Genomic DNA, 16,615 nt, shown 5'->3' on the forward strand with positions numbered 1-16,615 from the left:
GGCGCGCCGCCGCATTCTGGCCGACGCGGCCAGGGAGGGCTTCATGGTCGGCGGCGCGCACGTGTCATTTCCGGGGATCGGCCATGTGCGGGCCGAGCGGAGTGGTTTCAGTTGGGTGCCGGCTCCCTATAGCGTGACGCTCAAGGAGTGACAAAATGGGATCGTCGGCGATGGAGAGCATTAGAAGTAATGCAATCTTCACTTCGTTGCTTTCCTACATACGTACTATCACCTAATGCTGCGTTGCGACATTCCTTTTGCTACAATTAGGGAAAACCCGATGCGGGTTATCCCTTAAGGAGTGAATCATGACCAAGCAATCCGATATCAAGATGACCGACCAACTGGAACGCGAACTGATCGAACGCGAACTCGGCCCGCGCAGCCCCGGTTTCGTCGACGACGTGAAGAGCGCCGTCGCCGCCGTGCAGCGCGTCTTCGGCCGTCTGCAAAGCCAGGCACGCAAGGCAAAGATCGCCTACGCCAACGGCTGATCGCGGCAGTCGCGATCGTCGTCGGGAGCCAGCGGCTGTCGCTGCGCCCGGTAGTTAGTCTGAAGTCTGTTGTTTGCGATCGTCGGCGGTGTGGATAGTCGATCGTCGCTTGATGGCTGAGTTGTCGATCAGCTAGCTTTGTAGTGCTTTGCAGTATCGGTTTGACGGCCATGCGGCCGCGGCTTTGCGGATCGTGCCGAGGCACGGATCAATGCGGGCGCGGGCATCGGCGCCGTCGGACCCGGCGCGGACATTCCGCGCGGCAAGACCGGCCAACGCGTCGCTCGGGTGAGCGCAGCGCTTCTGGCCGGTTTTTTTATTTCGGGCCGCGTTTTATTTCGGGCCGAGTCGGCGCGGACTTCGCCGACCGCTTATATTTGACGCTCATTGCATCGGCAGCATCGCAGGCGGGAGGGCGCCCTGAATGGACAAGTCGAAATACGCGGCCTACGAGCCTGCCGCTCCGTACTTCAACCTGGTGCGCGAGGCGCTGGGGGATCTGGTCGAGGGCGAGCACTTTTTCGACGTCATGACGAATGACACCGTCTACGAAGTGCTTTACGACATTCCCGGCTGGCCTCGCGTCATCCGGGGGCGGACCGACCTGATGGCCGCCTTCCGGGGCTACGCCGAACATATCGAACTTCAGTCCGCCGACAAGCTGATCGTGCACAAGGCCGATGACGGCCATGCCGTCGTCATCGAATACGAGGTGCACGGCGTGATTCTCGCGACGGGCGTGAAATACGACAACCGGTTCTGCTCGATCATCGCCATCGAGAATCGGAAGATCGGGCACTGGCGGGACTACATGGATTCCCTGGCGGCCTGGAACGCGTTGACCGCGGCGCGCTGACCGGCCCGGTTTCCCGGGCCGGCGCAGCCGCCGCAATCCTCTGCGGCGCGGCCGCTCAGAGGCCGACGCGCGCCTCGCTCAGCGCCCACAGGCGATCCGCCGCGGCCGGGTCGACCGCGTAGGCCATCACGCCGGCGAGCCGCATGGCGTCGCGCATGTCCATGCTTTCGGGTTTCCCGTCCATGATGCTCGCCACTTCGACGTTTTCGCAGTAGACGCCGCCCATGCCGTCGAGCCGCGGGCTGGTCGCGCACCAGACGCTGGTCGCCGCGCCTTGCTCGACGGTCTTCAGTTGCCGCGACGGGTCGCGCACCGGGTTGCCGTTCGCGTCGAGCACGCCGGCGGCGATCAGTTGCTCGCGCGAGATGTATTTGCCGAGGCCGGTGTCGACGATGGCGCCCGGGTGCAGCGAGAAGGCGCGGATGCCCTCGCCGCGGTAGCGCGCGTCCAGCGCCACCGCGAACAGGACGTTGGCCGTCTTCGACTGGCCGTAGGCCGACCACGGATCGTAGGGGCGGCGCTCGTAGTCGGGGTCGTCGAACACCACCGGCGAATAACGGTGGCCGAGCGAGGATACCGACACCACGCGCGCGCCCCTGGCCTGGCGCAGCGCGGGCAGCAGCCGCGCGGTGAGCTGGAAGTGGCCGAGGTGGTTGGTGGCGAACTGGGATTCGTAGCCGCGCGCGTCGCGGGTCAGCGTCGGCACGGCCATGATGCCGGCGCTGTTGACGAGGATGTGCAGCGGCTGCCCGGCGGCGAGGAAGCGGGCGGCGAACGCGTCGATCGAGGCCGGATCGAGCAGGTCCATCGGTTCCACTTCGACATCGATGCCGGACAGCGCCGTCCGCGCCCGTTCCACGTCGCGGGCGGGCACGATGACGCGCGCGCCGGCCGCGCGCAGCACGCGCGCGGTCTCGCGGCCAAGGCCGGAATAGCCGCCGGTCACGATCGCGGTCTTGCCGGCGAGGTCGATGCCGGCGATGACTTCGCTGGCGGTGGAGGCGGCGCCGAAGCCGGAGCCGATCGGTTGTTGCGGGGTAAGCATGGTGTCCTTTCGGGAATGGAGGTGTAGCGGCAGTGTAGGCGTGGCGGCCTGTACGATGAATGCTTTAGAATCCCGAATACTTTCGTATTCGTTCAGAAATAATGACCGACCTGCTTTCCGACATCCTCAAGCTCGCCGACGCGCAGCCCGCCGTGGCCGGCGGTTTCTCCGCGGGCGGGGCGTGGGCGATCCGCTTCCCGCAGCCGGACAAGCTCAAGTTCTTCGCCTTGCTCAAGGGTGGCTGCTGGCTGCGCATCGACGGCGTGGCCGAGCCGGTGCGGGCGGAGCAGGGGGACGTGTTCCTGCTGTCCGGGCAGCGCGCCTTCGTGCTGGCCAGCGACCCGGACCTGGCGCCGCTCGACGCGGTCGGCCTCTTCACCGGCTGCGACAGCAAGACGGCGAAGCTCGGCGACGGCAACGACTGCGTGCAGATCGGCGGCCATGTCCGCCTGGACCCGGTCAACGGCGCGTGGCTGGCCGAGGCGCTGCCGCCGCTGATCCATATCCGGGCCGCGTCGCCGCAGGCGGCGGTGCTGCAATGGCTGCTCGACCAGATGGTGCGGGAGCTGGCGGCGGAGCGTCCCGGCAACCGTCTCGCGTCGGCCTATCTGGCGCAACTGATGTTCGTGCAGATGCTGCGCGTGCACCTCGATACCTCCGACCATCTCGACGGCGGCTGGCTGCGCGCCATCGGCGACAGGCGGCTCGCGCCGGTCCTGCAGCTGATGCATGGCGAGCCCGGCCGGGCATGGCGGCTGGAAGAACTGGCCGGCGCGGCGGCGATGTCCCGCACCGCGTTCGCCACGCACTTCAAGGCGGTGGCCGGCACGGCGCCGCTGGCGTGGCTGACCGAATGGCGCATGCGCCTGGCGCGGCGGGCGCTGCGCGACGAGAGCACACCGATCGCCGTGCTCGCCGCGCGTTTCGGCTACGCATCCGAGAGCGCTTTCAGCAATGCCTTCAAGCGCGTGACCGGCGATTCCCCGCGGCATTACCGGCGCGCGGGCAGGGCGTGTTGAAGGTGGCGAGGGATGGCGCAGAGGCGGCCGCGCGAGTGTGCTGCGCGCGCCGGGCGCGGTCAGGGGAAGCCTGTTGTGGGTCAAGCCGGATTCCAGGACCAGCCATATCCAGCCATTCCAGCCATATCGCCCGGCCGGCCAAAGCGCTGCCTAGTGGGACGATACGTAGCCCGAACCCGGATGCGCCGGCGGCACGGCGAAGCTCGCCTTCATCCGGCGCACTTCCATCGCCGGGGTCAGGCCGAACAGGCGCTTGAACTCGCGGTTGAATTGCGACGTGCTCTCGTAGCCCACCGCGTGGCAGGCGGCCGCGGCGGTCATGCCTTCCCGGACCATCAGCATCCTGGCCTGATGCAGCCTCGTCGATTTCACGTATTGCATGGGCGAGGTCCGGGTGACGGCCTTGAAGTGACTGTGGAAGGTCGGCACGCTCATGCCGGCTTCCCGCGCCAACTGCGTCAGGTCGAGTTTGCCCGCGTAGCCGGCATGGATGCGCCGCAGCGCCTTGCCGATCTTGCCGAACTGCCCCTGCAACGCCAGCGCCGCGCGCATGGCCTGTCCCTGCGGGCCGGTCAGCACCCGGAAATACACTTCCCGCACCGCGGCCGGACCAAGGACCGCGGCTTCCAGGGGGCGGCTCAACACCGCCAGCAGGCGCTGCAGCGACGCCCGCATGGCTGCGTCCATCGGGCTGGACATCATGCTCCGCGGCGCCTGGGCCGGCTCGGCCAGGCCGGTGCGGTCGATCTGGAGCATCAGTTCGGCCGCGGCCTGGAAATCCAGGTGCATATAGACGGCCAGCAGCGGCCTGGCCGGCGTGGCATCCGTCTGCATGGTGAAGGGCACCGGCACCGAGACCGCCAGGTAATGCTGCTCGTCGTACAGGTAGACCTCATCGCCAAAGTAGCCCCGCTTGGTCCCCTGGCAGACGAGGACGAGGCCGGGGTCGTACAAGACCGGAGTGTTCAGCAAGGGCCGGTCCGAGCGCAGGATGCGCACGTCCGGCAGCGCGGTCAGGTTATATCCCTCTTGCGGGGCCAGGGCGCGAAGCAAAGGGATCATGCCGGCCCCCGATGGGGCATGTGTGGCAACGTTCCGGATCATAGTAATAGGCAATAAAACCAGAAAAATCGATCTGTCGTGGGAAGTTCGATCTGAATATTATGCACTTCTGACTGGATCTTCAGGAGTGCATACCGTGTCATCCCCCAAGACTTTCCTCATCACCGGCGTCAGCAGCGGCTTCGGCCGTGCCCTGGCCCGGGAGGCGCTGTCCGCCGGCCATCGCGTGGTCGGCACCGTCCGCAGCGCCGAAGCGAAGCAATCGTTCGAGGCTCTCGATCCGGCCTGGGCCTTCGGGCGCGTGCTGGACGTGACCGACTTCGACGCCATCGACGGCGCGGTGGCCGGCATCGAGGCGGAGATCGGCCCGATCGACGTGTTGGTCAACAACGCCGGCTACGGCCACGAAGGGGTGATGGAGGAGTCGCCGCTATCCGAAATGCGCCGTCAGTTCGATGTGAACGTGTTCGGCGCCGTGGCCATGATGAAGGCGGTGCTGCCCTGCATGCGGGAACGCCGGCGCGGGCACATCATCAACATCACCTCGATGGGCGGCTTCATCACCATGCCGGGCATTGCCTACTACTGCGGCAGCAAATTCGCCCTGGAAGGCATCTCCGAAGCCGTGGGCAAAGAGGTGAAGGACTTCGGCATCGCCGTGACGGCCGTTGCTCCCGGCTCGTTCCGCACGGACTGGGCCGGCCGCTCCATGATCCGCACGCCCCGGTCCATTCCCGACTATGACGCGCTGTTCGATCCGGTCCGCCAGGCCCGCGAAGAAAAAAGCGGCAAGCAGCTCGGTGATCCCGCCAAGGCAGCGCAAGCCATGCTGCGCATCGTCGATAGCGCGGCGGCGCCGGCCCACCTGCTGCTGGGCAGCGATGCGCTGGGACTGGTACGCCAGAAGCTGGCCGTTATGGCAGCCGGGATGGACGAGTGGGAAACGGTGACGCGCTCCACGGATGCCTGAACGCCGGGCGCTGGCGGCATACCCGCATCGGCATCGCCTAGGGAATCCACAGCGCCGCGCGGCGCAGATTGGACCTTACCACCAGCCGGTGAAAAGGCCGGATGGCCGTCAGGTAAGCGTGGCCCAGCCGGTTATGGCAATGCACGACCGTCGTCGCCACGAGCTGGTGTCCCTTGCCGCCGGGCAAGGCGCGCAGCAGCAACGACAAGCGAAAGTCCAGGTGGTGGTCGTCCTCCCCCATCACGATCTCGCTGGGGGAGCGCGACTGCACCCGAAAGAAGTCCACATATTCCCCGGGACGCGCCTGAGCCGACTGGCGCAAGGCGAGGGTCGTCTTCAGCCCCAGCCCGCGCACGGCGGTATCGCGCATCGCGAGCAGCGCAGCGATCCAGCGAGGCGGGTGGGTCAGGGCCGCGGCGGCCCATCCGTCCAGGTCGAGCGGGCTGCCCGCGGGCAGGGTGACAGCAAAGGCGTCCGCGAGATCGGCCTCGCCGAAGCGCGCCGCCAGCGTGCTCTCTTGCGGCAGCCGGACAGCGGTGACGTGCAGATTGGTTTTCATGGGATCGGATCAATGTGCCGTTGCCATCGGTGTCTTGTCGGGCACGACTTCTCGCGGCAACCACGGTTCGCGTTCTACCACGCGGCGATCCGGGAGCCCAGCCCTGATCGCGGGCAGTCGCTCCGGTTCGGCGTCGACGGCCCCGGCATCGTTCGCCTCGCGGACCCGCATTGCTGCCGGCGGGTTTGGCCGGAAATGGATTCCCGCAGCCTGCCGCTCCGATTGGCGCGGTGAAGTGCAGACCGCGCGGTCTGGCCGCGTCGCCGCCTTTTCGCCTTTTCCCGCCGCGCGGGTCGAGCGGCCGTGGCCCGCCGATTGAGGTTGACTCCTGCTTCGTGGAATGTAGTATGTGATATATCAAAAAAATCATTCCATCCATCAGGCAGCGGGAGACGACAGCATGAAAATCTGTATCTATGGCGCCGGCGCGATCGGCGGTTATCTTGGCGCGCAGCTCGCGCTGGCGGGCGCGGAGGTCAGCCTGGTGGCGCGCGGGCCGCACCTGGCGGCCATGCAGGCCGGCGGCCTGCGCCTGCGGATCGACGGCGAGGAGCGGGTGGCGCGCGTGCGCTGCACCAGCGATCCCGCCGAACTGGGGCCGCAGGACTACGTGTTCATCACGCTGAAGGCGCACTCGGTACCCGGTGTGGTCGACCTCATGCAGCCGCTGCTGGGGCCGGGCACGGCGATCGTGACCGGCGTCAACGGCATTCCCTACTGGTATTTCCACCGGCACGGCGGGCCGCTGGCCGGCACCACGCTGCAGAGCGTGGACCCCGGCGGGCGCCAGTGGCACGGGTTCGGGCCGGAGCGGGCCATCGGCTGCGTGCTCTATCCCGCCGCCGAAATCGTCGAGCCCGGCGTGATCCGCCATGTCTACGGCAAGAAATTCCCGCTCGGCGAGCCCGATGGCAGCCGGTCCGCGCGCGTGGCGCACCTGAGCGAGATGATGGTGGCGGCCGGGCTGGAAGCGCCCATCCGCGACAATATCCGCGACGAGATCTGGCTCAAGCTGTGGGGCAACCTGTGCTTCAACCCGATCAGCGCGCTGACGCATGCCACGCTCGACATCATCACCGCCGACCCGGCCACGCGGGCCTTGTCGCGCGCCATGATGCTGGAAGCCAAGGACATCGCCGAGCGCTTCGGCGTGCATTTCCGCGTCGACGTGGAGCGGCGCATCGACGGCGCCGGCGCGGTCGGCGCGCACAAGACCTCGATGCTGCAGGACCTGGAGGCGGGGCGCGCGATGGAAATCGACCCGCTGCTCACGGTGGTGCAGGAAATGGGGCGGCTGGTCGGCCAGCCGACGCCGATGGTCGACGCCGTGCTGGGCCTCATCAAGCAGCGCGAGCGGATGGCGCAGTCGGCCCTGGCGCAGGCGGCCTAGCGTGGCCGCGCCGCGTGGGCGGCAAGACGGATAGCGGAGGCCGGCCATGCGGGCCATGCAAGGTATGAAGACGGGTGGCGGCCATGTGATATACCATATATGCAACTCGGCCGCCGCCGTCCAAATGTGGCTGAATTTATGCCAATTGTGCATTTTTCTATGCATTCCGCGCATGCCATGCGGCTTTTGGTAAGCTAGGCGGCAAGCCGCCGGCGCCGCTTTCCGAGGGCGCCGCGGTGCTGGTATCAATATGAGCCCATCCATGTCTGCGCAAAGCCAATCCGCTGAACAGCCCGCCGGGCTGACCCTGTCCCTCCAGCCCATCAACGCGGGCGCCAGCCTGCGCGACCAGGCCTACGCCATGCTGCGCCAGGCCATCGCCGACGCCGACATCTACCAGTCGGACGAGGAAATCCGGCTCGACGAGCGCGTCCTGAGCGAAGCGCTCGGCGTGAGCCGCACGCCGATCCGCGAGGCCATGACGCTGCTGGAACAGGAGGGTTTCCTGCGCACGGTGCCGCGGCGCGGCATCTACATCATGCGCAAGACCAAGCGCGAGATCGTGGAGATGATCCAGGTCTGGGCCGCGCTGGAAAGCATGGCCGCGCGGCTGGCCACGCTGCACGCGAGCGACGCGGAGATCGCCACGCTGCGCCATATGTTCGACAGCTTCCGCGACGCCACGCCGGCCGAGCACATCGAGGAATACTCCGACGCGAACATCGCCTTTCACCAGGCCATCGTGCAGTTGTCGAAGTCGCAGGTCATCATGGACGCGATCAAGAACATCTTCGTCCACGTGCGCGCCATCCGGAAGATGACGATCTCGCAGAGCGACCGCGCCTCGCGCTCGATCGTCGATCACCTGCGCATCATCGAGGCCCTGGAAAAGCGCGACACCGAACTGGCCGAGCGGCTGGTGCGGCAGCACTCGCTGGACCTCGCGGCCTATGTGGAGAAGCACTGCGATTTCCTGGACTGAGGCCGCGGCAGGCGGCTGCTATCCGGGATGGCTACGTTATCCCGGACAGCTTCGTCATTCCCGATATGGTCCGATTTGCCGAGGGTTTGCTCCCTTCTCCCACTTCGCGGGAGAGGGGAGAGAGGCGGCAGTCGTCGCGGGGTGTCGCCAAGCCGGCCGGCGGCGGCATCGCTGCCGACGTCTTCAGTCTTCGGCACTGCCGCCCCCGTCTTCACACGGCTGCCACCGCCATCGCTCACACCGCAGCCGTCACGACGCCCCCATCGCCTCCACCATCGTCTTGCCCAGTTCCGCCGGCGAGCGCGCCACGCGGATGCCGGCCGCGCGCATGGCGTCGATCTTGGCCGCCGCCGTGCCCATGCCGCCCGAGATGATCGCGCCGGCATGTCCCATGCGGCGCCCGGGCGGGGCGGTGGTGCCGGCGATGAAGCCCGCCACCGGCTTGACCTTGCCGCCGCTGCGCGCGTCCTGCAGGAAGCGCGCGGCGTCTTCCTCGGCCGAGCCGCCGATCTCGCCGATCATGATGATGCCTTCGGTGTCGTCGTCGGCCAGGAACATCTCCAGGCAGTCGATGAAGCTGGTGCCGTTGACCGGGTCGCCGCCGATGCCGATGCAGGTGCTCTGGCCCAGCCCGGCGGCGGTGGTCTGCGCCACCGCCTCGTAGGTCAGCGTGCCGGAGCGCGACACCACGCCGATCTTGCCGGGGCGGTGGATGTGGCCCGGCATGATGCCGATCTTGCACTGGCCCGGGGTGATGACGCCGGGGCAGTTGGGGCCGACCAGCCGGCTGCCGGAGCCCGACAGCGCGCGCTTGACGCGCACCATGTCGATGACCGGGATGCCCTCGGTGATGCAGACGATCAGGCCGATGCCGGCATCCACCGCTTCCAGGATGGCGTCGGCGGCGAACGGCGGCGGCACGTAGATGACCGAGGCGTCGGCGCCGGTGCGCGCCACCGCCGCGGCCACGGTGTCGAACACCGGCAGGCCGAGATGGGTCTCGCCGCCCTTGCCGGGCGTCACGCCGCCGACCATGCGCGTGCCGTAGGCCGCGGCCTGTTCGGAATGGAAGGTGCCTTGCGCGCCGGTGAAGCCCTGGCAGATCACCCTGGTGTGTCGATCGATCAGTACGGCCATCTTATTTCCCTCCCTTGGCATGCGCGGCCTGGACCGCGTTGACCACTTTCGCGGCAGCGTCGGCGAGGTGATCCGCCGACACGATGGGCAGGCCCGAGTCGCGCAGGATGGCCTTGCCCTGTTCCACGTTGGTGCCCTCGAGCCGCACCACCAGCGGCACGGTCAGGTCGATCTCGCGCGCGGCCGCCACCACGCCTTCGGCGATCACGTCGCAGCGCATGATGCCGCCGAAGATATTGACCAGGATGCCCTCGACCTTGGGGTCGTCGAGGATCAGCCGGAACGCCGCCGTCACGCGCTCGCGCGTGGCGCCGCCGCCCACGTCGAGGAAGTTGGCCGGCTCGCCGCCGTGCAGCTTGATGATGTCCAGCGTGGCCATTGCCAGCCCGGCGCCGTTGACCATGCAGCCGATGTTGCCGTCGAGCCTGACGTAGTTCAGCCCGTGGCGCGCGGCGGCGGTCTCGGCGGGGTCTTCCTCGGTCTCGTCGCGCAGCGCCTCGATGTCGGGGTGGCGGTAGAGCGCGTTGTCGTCGAAGTTGAACTTGGCGTCGAGCGCGATCATGTCGCCGGCGCGCGTGACCACCAGCGGGTTGATCTCCACCACCGAGGCGTCCAGCTCGACGAAGGCGCGGTACGCCGCCAGGATGAAGCGCGAGGCCGCGCCGACCTGCTTGCCCGACAGGCCCAGGCCGAACGCGAGGCGGCGCGCGTGGAAGGGCTGGATGCCGCTGGCCGGGTCGATCGCCACCTTGATGATCTTCTCCGGCGTGCGCGCGGCGACTTCCTCGATCTCCATGCCGCCCTCGGTGGAGGCCATCACCGTCACGCGCGAGGTGGCGCGGTCGATCAGCATGCCCAGGTACAGCTCGCGGGCGATGTCGCAGCCTTCCTCCACATAGAGGCGGCGCACTTCGCGCCCGGCCTCGCCGGTCTGCTTCGTGACCAGCACGGCGCCGAGCATCTGGCCGGCCTCGGCCCGCACCGCGTCGACCGACTTGACCACGCGCACGCCGCCCTTGCCGCCGGGGTCGTTGCGGAAGCGGCCGGCGCCGCGCCCGCCCGCGTGGATCTGGGATTTCACCACCCAGACCGCGCCGCCGAGCTTGCGCGCGGCGCCGGCGGCTTCCTCCGGGGTAAAGGCAACCGCGCCGCGCGGCACGGCCACGTCGAACCGCCGCAGCAGTTCCTTGGCCTGATATTCGTGGATGTTCACGGGTCTCCTCGCTCTTGTGATGGCGCGGGGCCGGGCGCCGCGGATCGGCTGCCGGCCGGATTGCGCTGTGAAATATGGTATGTAATATATCAAAGAGAAACAAGGAAAATGCGTCACGCGAGAATGCGGCGAAAGAGGCGCGGCATTGCCGGCCGGCAAGCGGCCGAAGCCAGCCCGAAACCGATCCGAAACCGGCCCGAGGCTGGCTCGAAGCAGGCCGGAAGGGCTGGTGCGGGAATGGAATGAGTCCGCGCGGATTCAGCAATTCCGCTCATCATCCCGCCAATTCCGCTTAAATGCTGCGCCGCGTCGTCGAAACCTGCCGCCTGTACGGCAGATTTCTCTTGAGCTTCGTTGATATATCACATACCGTATGTCATCAAGATCCGACGAAAAGGATCGAGCGCGTCGCAGGGTGGACGCAAGAGGCACGCCGCGGCCGGCCGAGAGGCGGCAGCGCGGCGACAGACGATAGGCGAAAGGGTGTCGCGGCACCGCGCCGGCGGCAGGCGCGTGTCACAGCCAGTCGCAATCCAGTCAACGAGGAGACCAAGACATGTCTGCAGTCGTATCCACGCGGCCCGAGTCCACCACGGCCGAAGACACCCTGAAGCAGAAGACCCGCGACGCCGGCGTGATTTCCGGCGGCCACCTGGTGGCGCGGGCCCTGAAGAACGAAGGCGTCGACACCATCTTCACGCTGTGCGGCGGCCACATCATCGACATTTACGACGGCTGCGTGGACGAGGGCATCCGCATCGTCGACGTGCGCCACGAGCAGGTCGCCGCGCACGCGGCCGACGGCTACGCGCGCCAGACCGGCAAGCTCGGCTGCGTCGTCACCACCGCCGGCCCCGGCTGCACCAACGCCGTGACCGGCGTGGCCACCGCGTTCCGCTCCGAAAGCCCGGTGCTCCATATCGGCGGGCAGGGCGCGCTGTCGCAGCACAAGATGGGCTCGCTGCAGGACCTGCCGCACGTGGACATGATGTCGCCCATCACCAAGTTCGCCGCCACCATCCCCAGCACCGAGCGCGTGGCCGACATGATCTCGATGGCCGTGCGCGAATGCTTCAACGGCGCGCCCGGGCCGTCCTACCTGGAGATCCCGCGCGACGTGCTCGACCGCGAGGTCGACCTCGCGCGCGCCGTGATCCCGCGCCCCGGCCACTACCGCGCCTCCACCCGCTCGATCGGCGACCCGAAGGACATCGAGCGCCTGGCCGACATCCTGGTCAACTCGGAGCGCCCGGCCATCCTCTACGGCCAGCAGGTGTGGACCGCGCGCGGGCACGGCGAAGCCATCGCGCTGCTCAAGGGCCTGGACATCCCGGGCTATTTCAACGGCGCCAGCCGCGGGCTGCTGCCGCCGGGCGACCCGCATCACTTCGACCGCACCCGCTCGCAGGCCTTCGCCAACGCCGACGTGCTGATCATCGTGGGCACGCCGTTCGACTTCCGCATGGGCTACGGCAAGCGCATCAGCCGCGAGCTGACGCTGGTGCAGATCGACATGGACTACCGCACGGTGGGCAAGAACCGCGAGATCGACCTCGGCCTGGTGGGCGACCCCGGCGCCATCCTCGGCGCGGTGCTGCAGGCCGCCAGCGGCCGCATCAAGAACGACAAGCGCCAGGCGCGCCAGAAGTGGATGGGCCAGCTGACCGAGGCCGAGGCCACCGCCACCGAGAAGCTGATGCCGCTGTTCCGCTCGGACAAGTCGCCGATCCATCCGTACCGCGTGGCCTACGAGCTGAACGAGTTCCTGGGCGACGACACCGTCTACATCGGCGACGGCGGCGACGTCGTGACCATCTCCGCGCAGGCGGTGCGCCCGCGCCGCCCGGGCCAGTGGATGGACCCCGGCGCGCTCGGCTCGCTCGGCGTGGGCACCGGCTTCGCCATCGCCGCCGGGCTGGCCAACCCGGACAAGGAAATCCTCTGCTACTACGGCGACGGCTCGTTCGGCATGACGGCCTTCGACATGGAGACCGCCAACCGTTTCGGCGTGCCCTACCTGGCGGTGATCGGCAACAACTCGGCCATGAACCAGATCCGCTACGGCCAGCTCGCCAAGTACGGCGAGGAGCGCGGCAACGTCGGCAACCTGCTGTCGGACGTGCCGTTCTCGAAGTTCGCCGAGATGCTGGGCGGCTACGGCGAGGAGGTGCGCGACGCCAGCGCCATCGCCGGCGCGCTGCGGCGCGGGCGCGAGGCGGTGCAGCGCACCGGCAAGTCCGCCGTGATCAATATCTGGGTGGACCCGCGCGAATACGCGCCGGGCACCAAGAACCAGACCATGTACAAATAACCACGCGCGAGGAGACAACTCATGGACAAGGCACTGGACGGTGTGCGGATCCTGGACATGACGCATGTGCAGGCCGGCCCGTCGGCGACCCAGTTGATGGCATGGCTGGGCGCCGACGTGATCAAGGTGGAGTTGCCCGGGCGCGGCGACATCACGCGCAGCCAGCTGCGCGACGTGCCCAACGCGGACAGCCTGTACTTCACCATGCTCAACTCCAACAAGCGCAGCCTCACGCTCAACATGAAGACGCCGGAAGGCAAGGCGCTGCTGGAAGACCTGGTGCAGCGCTGCGACGTGCTGGTGGAGAACTTCGGCCCCGGCGTGCTGGACCGCGCCGGCTTCGACTGGGAGCGCCTGCAGACGCTCAACCCGCGCCTGATCTACGCCTCGATCAAGGGTTTCGGCCCGGGGCCGTACGCGGACTGCAAGGCCTACGAGAACGTGGCGCAGTGCATGGGCGGCGCGGCCAGCACCACCGGCACGGCCGAAGGCGCGCCGACCGTGACCGGCGCGCAGATCGGCGACTCCGGCACCGGCGTGCACTGCGTGGTCGGCATCCTGGCGGCGCTGCTGCACCGCGAGCACAGCGGGCGCGGCCAGCGCGTGGAGGTGGCCATGCAGGACTCGGTGCTCAACCTGTGCCGGGTCAAGCTGCGCGACCAGCAGCGCCTGGCCGCGGGGCCGATGCGCGAGTACCCCAACAAGGCGTTCGGCGACTTCGTGCCGCGCGCGGGCAACGCCTCGGGCGGCGGCCAGCCGGGCGCGGCCTTGCGCTGCGCGCCGGGCGGCGCCAACGACTACGTCTACGTGATCGTGCAGCCGCAGGGCTGGGAGCCGCTGATGCGCCTGTGCGGGCGCGAGGACCTCATCACCCACGCGCAGTTCGCCACGCCGGAGGCGCGCCTCAAGTGCCTGGACGAGTGCTTCTCCATCATCGAGAAATGGACGCGCACGCGCACCAAGTTCGAAGTGATGGACGCCCTCAACGAGGTCGACGTGCCGTGCGGGCCGATCCTCTCGATGAAAGACCTGATCGAGGACAAGTCGCTCTACGAGCGCGGCTACCTGGTCGAGCTCGACCACCCCGAGCGCGGCCAGTATGTGCAGCTGGGCTGCCCCATCACGCTGTCGGCCTCGCCGGTGGAGGTGGAGCGCTCGCCGCTGCTGGGCGAGCATACCGAGGAAATCCTCGACTGGCTGGGCCGCACGCCCGCGCAGATCGAAGCCTTGCGCGCCGCCGGCGCCGTCTGAGCGCCCGGGTTTCCGGCGCTTCAGACACTTCCCTTGGCAAGTCCGCAAACCGCCCGCCCTCGCGCCCGCCGCGAGGGCGCGGGACGGTGCGTCCCGCTGCAACCCAAGCAACAGAACAGATGGAGACCTGAGATGGCACACGACAAAGACGCGGTGCGCAAGATCCTCGCCGCGGTGAAGGCAGCGGGCCGCGATGCCCTGACCGCCCCCGAGGGCAAGCTGGTATGCGATGCCTACGGCATCAGCGTGCCGGGCGAGGGCGTGGCCCGCACGCCGACCGGCGCGGTGGAGCTGGCCGCGAAGATGGGCTACCCGGTGGTGCTGAAGATCGTCTCGCCGGACATCCTGCACAAGACCGAGGCCGGCGGCGTGCTGGTCGGCCTCAAGGACGCCGCCGAAGTGGAGCGCGGCTACCTGACCATCATCGAGAACGCGCGCCGCTACGACGCGCAGGCCGACATCGTCGGCGTGCAGGTGCAGCAGATGATCGCCGGCGGGCAGGAGGTCATCATCGGCGCCGTCACCGACCCGTCGTTCGGCAAGCTGGTGGCGTTCGGCCTGGGCGGCGTGCTGGTCGAGGTGCTCAAGGACATCACCTTCCGCATGGCGCCGGCCAGCGAGGAGGACGCGCTGTCGATGCTCGACGGCATCGCCGCGGCCGAGGTGCTCAAGGGCGTGCGCGGCGCCGAGCCGGCCAACCGCGAGGCACTGGCCGGCATGATCCGGCGCGTGTCGGAGCTGGTCAGCGATTTCCCCGAGATCGCCGAGCTCGACCTCAACCCGGTGTTCGCCAGCAAGGACGGCGCGATCGCCGCCGACGTGCGCATCGTGGTCGATTTCTCGCCGCAGCCCGAGCGCTACCGGCCCACGCAGGACGAGATCGTGCGGCAGATGAACCGCATCATGCGGCCCGACGCGGTGGCCGTGATCGGCGCCTCGGCCGAGGACGGCAAGATCGGCAACTCGGTGATGAAGAACCTCATCAACGGCGGCTACCAGGGCAAGATCTACCCGATCCATCCCAAGGGCGGCGAGATCATGGGCATGACCGCCTACAAGAGCGTGCTGGACGTGCCGGGCACGGTGGACGTGGCGGTGTTCGCCATTCCCGCCAAGCTGGTGGCGGGCGCGCTCGAGGAAGTGGGGCGCAAGCAGATCCCCGGCGCGGTGCTGATCCCGTCCGGCTTTGCCGAGACCGGCAACGTGGCGGGCCAGGAAGAGATCGTGGCGATCGCGCGCAAGCACGACATCCGCCTGATGGGGCCCAACATCTACGGTTTCTACTACACGCCCAAGAACCTGTGCGCGACCTTCTGCACGCCGTACGACGTCAAGGGCAAGGCGGCGCTGTCGTCGCAGTCGGGCGGCATCGGCATGGCCATCATCGGTTTCTCGCGCTCGGCCAGGATGGGCGTATCCGCCATCGTCGGCCTGGGCAACAAGTCCGACATCGACGAAGACGACCTGCTGACCTTCTTCGAGCAGGACGACAACACCGAGATCATTGCCCAGCACTGCGAGGACCTCAAGGACGGCCGCGCGTTCGCCGAGGCCGCGCGCCGCGTCTCGAAGAAAAAGCCGGTGGTGGTGCTCAAGGCCGGGCGCACCAGCCTGGGCGCGCGCGCGGCCAGCTCGCACACCGGCGCGCTGGCCGGCAACGACAAGATCTACGAGGACGTGTTCAGGCAGTGCGGCGTGATCCGCGCGCGCTCGCTGCGCGACCTGCTGGAGTTCGCGCGCGGCATTCCCAAGCTGCCCACGCCCAAGGGCGAGAACGTGGTCATCATCACCGGCGCGGGCGGCTCGGGCGTGCTGCTGTCGGATGCGTGCGTGGACAACAACCTGTCGCTGATGGCCATGCCGGACGACCTCGACGCGGCCTTCCGCAAGTTCATCCCGCCGTTCGGCGCGGCCGGCAACCCGGTCGACATCACCGGCGGCGAGCCGCCTTCCACCTACCAGAACACGCTGCGCCTGGGCATGGAGGACCCGCGCATCCACGCCATCATCCTCGGCTACTGGCACACCATCATCACGCCGCCGATGGTGTTCGCCAGGCTGGTGGTGGAGGTCAAGCAGGAGATGGCCGCGCGCGGCATCGAGAAGCCCATCGTGGCCTCGCTGGCCGGCGACGTGCAGGTGGAGGAGGCCGCCGAGTACCTGTACGAGCATGGCGTGCCGGCCTATGCCTACTCGACCGAGATCCCGGTCGCGGTGCTGGGCGCCAAGTACAAGTGGGCGCGCGGCGCGGGCAAGATCTGACCTGGGGCGTCGGCGCCGCGCCGCGCGGCGCCGCCGCGACGACAATGCGGCACGAAGGCGGGCG

General features: G+C 68.2%; 14 protein-coding genes. 9 read left to right on the forward strand and 5 right to left on the reverse strand.

Annotation, left to right across the window (positions count from 1 at the left end):
- Nucleotides 1–308 precede the first annotated feature (308 nt).
- Together K206_RS0103890 and K206_RS0103895 are read left to right on the forward strand one after the other, a co-directional pair.
- The gene (locus K206_RS0103890; protein ID WP_020201101.1) at nt 309–494 is read left to right on the forward strand and encodes a hypothetical protein; all 186 of its coding nucleotides are present in this window, start codon (nt 309–311) and stop codon (nt 492–494) included.
- A gap of 424 nt (nt 495–918) precedes the next feature.
- Complete coding sequence (locus K206_RS0103895) at nt 919–1,350, forward strand: nuclear transport factor 2 family protein (RefSeq protein ID WP_020201102.1); 432 nt, start codon at nt 919–921, stop codon at nt 1,348–1,350.
- A gap of 55 nt (nt 1,351–1,405) precedes the next feature.
- On the opposite strand, the gene K206_RS0103900 is transcribed toward K206_RS0103895, so the two are convergent.
- Nucleotides 1,406–2,395 carry an oxidoreductase gene (locus K206_RS0103900; protein WP_020201103.1) on the reverse strand — a complete coding sequence of 330 codons (990 nt, stop codon included), beginning with the start codon at nt 2,393–2,395 and terminating at the stop codon, nt 1,406–1,408.
- Between the two features lie 101 nt (nt 2,396–2,496).
- On the opposite strand from K206_RS0103900, the gene K206_RS0103905 reads away from it, so the two are divergent.
- Nucleotides 2,497–3,414 carry an AraC family transcriptional regulator gene (locus K206_RS0103905; protein WP_020201104.1) on the forward strand — a complete coding sequence of 306 codons (918 nt, stop codon included), beginning with the start codon at nt 2,497–2,499 and terminating at the stop codon, nt 3,412–3,414.
- Nucleotides 3,415–3,564: 150 nt separating this feature from the next.
- On the opposite strand, the gene K206_RS0103910 is transcribed toward K206_RS0103905, so the two are convergent.
- Complete coding sequence (locus tag K206_RS0103910; protein ID WP_020201105.1) at nt 3,565–4,476, reverse strand: AraC family transcriptional regulator; 912 nt, start codon at nt 4,474–4,476, stop codon at nt 3,565–3,567.
- 136 nt (nt 4,477–4,612) lie between these two features.
- On the opposite strand from K206_RS0103910, the gene K206_RS0103915 reads away from it, so the two are divergent.
- On the forward strand, nt 4,613–5,446 hold the full coding sequence (locus K206_RS0103915) for an oxidoreductase (protein ID WP_029043204.1): 834 nt from the start codon (nt 4,613–4,615) through the stop codon (nt 5,444–5,446).
- A 37-nt stretch (nt 5,447–5,483) separates the two neighbouring features.
- Here K206_RS0103915 and K206_RS0103920 read toward each other — a convergent pair whose 3' ends face one another.
- A complete protein-coding gene (locus tag K206_RS0103920) occupies nt 5,484–6,005 on the reverse strand; it encodes a DUF2867 domain-containing protein (protein ID WP_020201107.1) in 522 nt (173 codons plus the stop codon).
- Between the two features lie 400 nt (nt 6,006–6,405).
- On the opposite strand from K206_RS0103920, the gene K206_RS0103925 reads away from it, so the two are divergent.
- Entirely contained in the window at nt 6,406–7,395 is a 990-nt protein-coding gene (locus K206_RS0103925) for a 2-dehydropantoate 2-reductase (RefSeq protein WP_020201108.1), read from the forward strand.
- Between the two features lie 262 nt (nt 7,396–7,657).
- Entirely contained in the window at nt 7,658–8,377 is a 720-nt protein-coding gene (locus K206_RS0103930) for a GntR family transcriptional regulator (protein WP_020201109.1), read from the forward strand.
- Nucleotides 8,378–8,626: 249 nt separating this feature from the next.
- Here the strand turns inward: K206_RS0103930 and sucD are convergent, their stop codons facing one another.
- Together sucD and sucC are read right to left on the reverse strand one after the other, a co-directional pair.
- Complete coding sequence (sucD, locus tag K206_RS0103935) at nt 8,627–9,514, reverse strand: succinate--CoA ligase subunit alpha (protein WP_020201110.1); 888 nt, start codon at nt 9,512–9,514, stop codon at nt 8,627–8,629.
- Nucleotide 9,515: 1 nt separating this feature from the next.
- Nucleotides 9,516–10,727 carry an ADP-forming succinate--CoA ligase subunit beta gene (gene sucC, locus K206_RS0103940; protein WP_020201111.1) on the reverse strand — a complete coding sequence of 404 codons (1,212 nt, stop codon included), beginning with the start codon at nt 10,725–10,727 and terminating at the stop codon, nt 9,516–9,518.
- A gap of 556 nt (nt 10,728–11,283) precedes the next feature.
- Here sucC and K206_RS0103945 point away from each other — a divergent pair.
- The 3 genes from K206_RS0103945 to K206_RS0103955 all read left to right on the forward strand — a co-directional run bounded on the left by K206_RS0103945 (nt 11,284) and on the right by K206_RS0103955 (nt 16,551).
- Nucleotides 11,284–13,038 carry a thiamine pyrophosphate-binding protein gene (locus K206_RS0103945; RefSeq protein WP_020201112.1) on the forward strand — a complete coding sequence of 585 codons (1,755 nt, stop codon included), beginning with the start codon at nt 11,284–11,286 and terminating at the stop codon, nt 13,036–13,038.
- Nucleotides 13,039–13,059: 21 nt separating this feature from the next.
- Nucleotides 13,060–14,289 (forward strand): formyl-CoA transferase, encoded by a 1,230-nt coding sequence (gene frc, locus K206_RS0103950; protein ID WP_020201113.1) that lies wholly within the window; start codon nt 13,060–13,062, stop codon nt 14,287–14,289.
- Between the two features lie 132 nt (nt 14,290–14,421).
- Nucleotides 14,422–16,551, forward strand: coding sequence for an acetate--CoA ligase family protein (locus tag K206_RS0103955; RefSeq protein WP_020201114.1), 2,130 nt, complete (start codon nt 14,422–14,424; stop codon nt 16,549–16,551).
- The last annotated feature ends 64 nt before the right edge of the window (nt 16,552–16,615 follow it).

Source organism: Cupriavidus sp. WS (assembly GCF_000395345.1).
In the GTDB taxonomy this organism is placed as follows: Bacteria; Pseudomonadota; Gammaproteobacteria; order Burkholderiales; family Burkholderiaceae; genus Cupriavidus; species Cupriavidus basilensis_B.

Coding starts and splice junctions, on each gene's coding strand:
- K206_RS0103890 (WP_020201101.1), top strand. CDS start 309: ATGACCAAGCAATCCGATATCAAGATGACCGACCAACTGGAACGCGAA.
- K206_RS0103895 (WP_020201102.1), top strand. CDS start 919: ATGGACAAGTCGAAATACGCGGCCTACGAGCCTGCCGCTCCGTACTTC.
- K206_RS0103900 (WP_020201103.1), bottom strand. CDS start 2,395: ATGCTTACCCCGCAACAACCGATCGGCTCCGGCTTCGGCGCCGCCTCC.
- K206_RS0103905 (WP_020201104.1), top strand. CDS start 2,497: ATGACCGACCTGCTTTCCGACATCCTCAAGCTCGCCGACGCGCAGCCC.
- K206_RS0103910 (WP_020201105.1), bottom strand. CDS start 4,476: ATGATCCCTTTGCTTCGCGCCCTGGCCCCGCAAGAGGGATATAACCTG.
- K206_RS0103920 (WP_020201107.1), bottom strand. CDS start 6,005: ATGAAAACCAATCTGCACGTCACCGCTGTCCGGCTGCCGCAAGAGAGC.
- K206_RS0103925 (WP_020201108.1), top strand. CDS start 6,406: ATGAAAATCTGTATCTATGGCGCCGGCGCGATCGGCGGTTATCTTGGC.
- K206_RS0103930 (WP_020201109.1), top strand. CDS start 7,658: ATGTCTGCGCAAAGCCAATCCGCTGAACAGCCCGCCGGGCTGACCCTG.
- sucD (WP_020201110.1), bottom strand. CDS start 9,514: ATGGCCGTACTGATCGATCGACACACCAGGGTGATCTGCCAGGGCTTC.
- K206_RS0103945 (WP_020201112.1), top strand. CDS start 11,284: ATGTCTGCAGTCGTATCCACGCGGCCCGAGTCCACCACGGCCGAAGAC.
- frc (WP_020201113.1), top strand. CDS start 13,060: ATGGACAAGGCACTGGACGGTGTGCGGATCCTGGACATGACGCATGTG.
- K206_RS0103955 (WP_020201114.1), top strand. CDS start 14,422: ATGGCACACGACAAAGACGCGGTGCGCAAGATCCTCGCCGCGGTGAAG.